Source organism: Marivirga sp., assembly GCF_024636815.1.
GTDB lineage: Bacteria > Bacteroidota > Bacteroidia > Cytophagales > Cyclobacteriaceae > Marivirga.
In genome coordinates, this window is sequence record NZ_JAGXGF010000083.1 from 1 (window position 1) to 5,042 (window position 5,042).

Consider the following 5,042-nt stretch of genomic DNA (forward strand, 5'->3'; position numbering starts at 1 on the left):
GCTCGAAGCTTTCAATATTTAATTTCTCTATAGATCTTAAAATTTCGATCAAGAAATTTTCCAAAAAACCTCTGGATTTATATAGAGTTGTTACAACAGATAAGGTCATATTAAATTTAATTTATGTTGGCTTTGATATATTATATACCCACTTCGGTCGTTACTGTTTCGAATTAAATTTAATTTATTGTTTTGCAAATTCTTTTCAGCATCAAAAATATTTTTTCTATTAAAGTAAGGCAATAAATACTCAGTTTCTTTGGATAAAAAATAAACACCGGAAAAACTAATGTTATTTATTTGGGGCTTCTCAAATTCATTAAGTGCTACTTTTATTACTCCTTTTAAAAAATCATAACCTGTAGAAAGTTTTACCAAATGTGAGCCAATAAAATCACCACCCATTCTACCTCCAACTTCAATGGTAACTACTTTCCCATTATCTAGAATTTTAAACTCTGCATGACTTGCTCCATATGTTATTTCTAAAGCGTCTAAAGCTTTTAACGTTTCAATCCTTATTTTCTCTTTTAAATATTCTGTTAATTGAGATGGTTGGTGATGTTCCAATTCAACGAAATAAGGATTTCCAGTTGTAATTTTGTCTGTAATGGCCAAGATATAATGTTCTCCTCTCCAGGAAATTGTTTCAACGCTTACTTCGATACCTTCAATAAATTCCTCTATTACAACTTGTTTTTCAAATGATTGTTCTAAAGCTTGATTAATCCCGCTTTTGAGTTCATTTATGTCTGAAACCTTTACTACTCCACGACTTCCTGATCTATCGGTCGGTTTTACAATCATTGGAAATCGAAGATCCTTTAAATGTTCAAAATTAAACTTTTTCAAGGCAATCGATTTGGGGGAATTTACGTCATTGGTCAAAAAAGCTGACCTCATTTTTGCTTTATTGGTCGAAATTATGCCAGACCTAAATGAATTTGAAATTAGGCCCATTTTTTCTGCCACGTAACATATTGTAGGTACACAAATATCTGTGGCTATAGTAGTTATTCCATCAACTTTTATATCCTTACATTTTTCTAAAATAAGTTCTTTATCTAATACTGAAATAGGATAAAAATGATGTGCAATGTTTTTACATATAGCATCATCGCTATCCCATGCAAAACAGTAAGTTTCTAAACCTAACTGAATAGCCTTTTCCACTAGTGGTTTTTGTAAATAACTCGCCCCAAGAATTGCGATTTTTTTCATCTTAAAATTTTACTGTTACCAAGGTTCCTAAAATAATTAATAATAATCCTATTAATTTACCCCACGTAAATGTTTCTCCTAATAAAAAAATACCAATAAAAAATACCAAAGCAGGTGATAAGCTCATAAAAGGATAGGCTACAGTAATTTCAAATTTAGTCATAGCAGCCATCCAAAATAATGATGCTATAAATGCACTTAAAAAACCAGAAAATATGTATAAATCCATTAAAGCATCCAATAAAAAATACATCTTACCTGTAAAAGAATTTGGCAGACTTCCAAGTTTATTAAGGCGCCACTTCAGGATAATTTGGCCATAAATAGTAAAAAATATTGTTCCATATATATATATGTAATTCATTATTTTAAAGATTTCAAATACTGCCCGTATTTACTTTTACCGTATTTAAAAATCGCATCATCTATTTTATCATTACCTATAAATTTATGAATATATGCAATTTCCTCTATGCATCCTATCATAGTACTTTGTCTATTTTGAATTACTCTAATAAACTCTGTAGCATCATCTAAAGATTCTACGGTACCTGTATCAAACCAACTCATTCCCCTTGTCATTACACCAACTTCCAATTCACCGGCTTCCAAGTACATTTGATTAATGCTTGAGATCTCTTTTTCTCCTCTTGAAGATGGTTTAACTTTCTTTGCAATTTGAACTACTTTATTATCATAGAAATATAATCCAGGAACTGCAAATTTTGATTTAGGTTTTTCCGGTTTTTCTTCAATACTTAATGCCTTATAATCATCATCAAATTCTACGACTCCATAACGTTCAGGGTCTTTAACCGGATAAGCAAAAATTGCTGCACCATCAACGTTGACTTTACTCCTTAACAACGATCCAAAACCATTACCATAAAATATGTTATCACCAAGTACTAACGCTACCTTATCACTTCCAATAAATTCTTCGCCAATTATAAAAGCTTCTGCTAAACCATTTGGTTCTTCCTGAATAGCAAATTCGAAATTACAGCCCACTTGAGATCCATCACCTAAAAGTTTTTTGAACGCATCTTGATCGTGAAAGGTTGTAATAAAAAGAATGTCCTTTATTCCTGCGAGCATTAATACAGATAACGGATAATAAATCATAGGCTTATCATATACCGGTAATAATTGCTTGCTAACAGCAATTGTAATTGGATAAAGTCTGGTTCCGGAACCTCCGGCTAAAATTATTCCTTTCATGTTATGTACGGATTACGCGGATTTAAACTAATTCCACTGATTATTTCTTTATTATGTTATTGTTTGGTGTTTATAAAACGTTTCCGGGTCAAACTTAATTGGCCAAAATTAATCAATAAACCTAATGGATAATTGGTTGATTTCAGATAATGGATCGTTTGAGCTTCAGTGTCTTTATGCAAAAATGAAGCGGCTTTTAATTATACTATTGTTTTATCAAAACAGATAAAGTCGGCAATAAAATATTTTTGCAAAGGTGCATCATTATAATAAACCTGCAATTTCTTTTTACTTTCAAAGATAACATTCTGAACTTCAAATTCTTTTTCTAAGGCTTCATGATACACGGATTCTAAAAACCCTGCACCTAATCCTTTATGTACAGTCATACATGCCTATGATTTTATATGTATCATCCTCAAATAAGAGTTTCCCCATCTCAGTGAAATCCATTAAAATCCATTAAAATCCGTGAAAATCCGCTATCATCCGTGAAATCTTCTAACTATATTGTTTATCGTAATACTCCTGATATCGTCCTGAAGTCACATTTTTAAGCCACTCCTCATTATCAAGATACCAATCAATTGTTTCTTCCAGGCCTTCTTCGAAAGTGACAGAGGGTTTCCAGCCGAGATCCTTATTCATTTTACCGGCATCAATAGCATATCTCTTATCATGACCCGGGCGATCTTTGACATAAGTAATTAACTTCGCTGATTCGCCTGCTGATCTATCCAGTTTCTTATCCATAACTTCGCAAAGCAGCTGAATAAGTTCAATATTCTGCCACTCATTTAATCCGCCTATATTGTATGTTTCTTTATTGCTACCATTGTGAAAAGCCATATCAATCGCCACTGCATGATCAATAACGTATAACCAGTCCCTGGTATATTTTCCATCACCGTAAACGGGAAGAGCTTTATTCTCAATGATATTGTTTATACAGAGGGGGATCAGTTTTTCAGGAAACTGATTGGGGCCATAATTATTTGAGCAATTCGTAATGATAAAGGGAAGATCATAGGTTTCCCCATAGGCCCTTACAAAATGATCTGAAGAGGCTTTTGAAGCGGAGTAAGGTGAGTTAGGATCATAAGGAGTTTCTTCGGTAAACAAACCTGTTTCGCCTAATGTTCCATACACCTCATCGGTGCTAATATGATAAAACAATTTGTTATCATAATCATCCTTCCAGGTATCTTTTGCCGCATTCAGCAAATTCATTGTGCCAATTACATTGGTTTTGACAAATGCCAGTGGATCTGTAATAGATCTATCCACATGAGATTCAGCGGCGAGATGTATCACTTTGTCAAACTTATATTTTCTAAACAGATCATTTATAGCCTGGCCGTCATTGATATCAACTTTTAGAAAATGATAATTTTCATGATGTTCAATATCCCTCAGGTTTTCAAGATTACCCGCGTAGGTGAGAAGATCAAGATTAAAAATTTCATACTCGGGGTATTTATTTACAAATAACCGCACTACGTGAGATCCAATAAACCCTGCGCCTCCGGTAATAAGGATTTTTATTTTACTTTTTTCCATAATAATTTTTATACCAATCAATAAAGTTTTTTACTCCTGTTTCTATGGGGGTTTTGGGAGTGTAATTAAAGTCTTTCTTAAGTTCCTCAACATCTGCCCAGGTCCTGTTGACATCGCCCGGTTGCATGGGAAGCATTTCCTTTTCTGCAGTTACCCCTAAATTATTCTCAATTTCCCTTATGAAATCAGTTAGTTTTACAGGTTTACTGTTCCCTATGTTGTATAATGAGGAGTTTTTTTCTACACCATTTTGATTGATAACATTAAAAACTCCTTCTACAATATCGTCTATATAAGTAAAATCCCTTTCAAGATCTCCATTATTAAAAATTTTTATAGGTTTACCCTTGCTTATGGCATCGGTAAAAAGGAACATGGCCATATCCGGCCTACCCCATGGCCCGTATACTGTAAAAAACCTTAAGCCAGTAGTTTTAAATCCATACAAGTGACTATAGGTATATGCCATAAGTTCATTGCTTTTTTTAGTAGCAGCATATAAACTAATGGGATGATCAACATTATCGTCGGTCGAAAAGGGTAATTTGGTATTTTGACCATAAACACTTGAGCTGCTGGCATATATCAAATGTGCTATTCCAAAATTCCTGCATGCTTCAAGTAAATTAGAAAAACCTACAATATTACTATCTATATAAGCATTTGGATTTTCTATACTATATCGAACGCCAGCCTGAGCGGCAAGATTAATAACTTTATCAGATCTATGTTCCTGAAATAAGTTGGGAAGATTGTCTCTGTCCTCAAGATTTAATCTGATAAATTTTAAATCCTCAAATTTCTCGCTTTTACAAATTAAATTATAATTTTCAGCATCCTTGGAAAGAATTCCCAGTTCTTTCAACCTGCCAAATTTTAATTGCGGATCATAATAATCATTAAGGTTATCAAGTCCTAATACCTCGTGCCCTTCCTCAAGCAGTCTTTTACACAAATGAAACCCAATAAACCCAGCTGCTCCTGTTACAAGAATTTTCATATGTAGATAATTATTGTTTTTAAAGGTCTCCCGATAGCTA

Annotated in this window: 5 protein-coding genes and 1 pseudogene; all 6 read right to left on the reverse strand. The window is 33.2% G+C overall.

What is annotated here, in order from left to right:
* Positions 1-105: 105 nt before the first annotated feature.
* Positions 106-1,221: an ATP-grasp domain-containing protein gene (locus Q0L29_RS06350; RefSeq protein ID WP_296620045.1), complete on the reverse strand. Its 1,116-nt coding sequence runs from the start codon at positions 1,219-1,221 to the stop codon at positions 106-108.
* A 1-nt stretch (position 1,222) separates the two neighbouring features.
* A complete protein-coding gene (locus tag Q0L29_RS06355; RefSeq protein WP_296620046.1) occupies positions 1,223-1,585 on the reverse strand; it encodes an EamA family transporter in 363 nt (120 codons plus the stop codon).
* On the reverse strand, positions 1,585-2,442 hold the full coding sequence (gene rfbA / locus Q0L29_RS06360; protein WP_296620048.1) for a glucose-1-phosphate thymidylyltransferase RfbA: 858 nt from the start codon (positions 2,440-2,442) through the stop codon (positions 1,585-1,587). Before rfbA ends, Q0L29_RS06355 begins: the two co-directional genes overlap by 1 nt.
* A gap of 56 nt (positions 2,443-2,498) precedes the next feature.
* A pseudogene (locus tag Q0L29_RS06365) lies at positions 2,499-2,831 on the reverse strand (GxxExxY protein).
* 112 nt (positions 2,832-2,943) lie between these two features.
* Positions 2,944-4,002, reverse strand: a complete 1,059-nt coding sequence (gene rfbB, locus Q0L29_RS06370; protein WP_296620049.1) for a dTDP-glucose 4,6-dehydratase — start codon at positions 4,000-4,002, stop codon at positions 2,944-2,946.
* Positions 3,989-5,002: an NAD-dependent epimerase gene (locus tag Q0L29_RS06375; RefSeq protein WP_296620051.1), complete on the reverse strand. Its 1,014-nt coding sequence runs from the start codon at positions 5,000-5,002 to the stop codon at positions 3,989-3,991. The genes rfbB and Q0L29_RS06375 overlap by 14 nt, the downstream gene beginning before the upstream one ends.
* Positions 5,003-5,042: the final 40 nt, after the last annotated feature.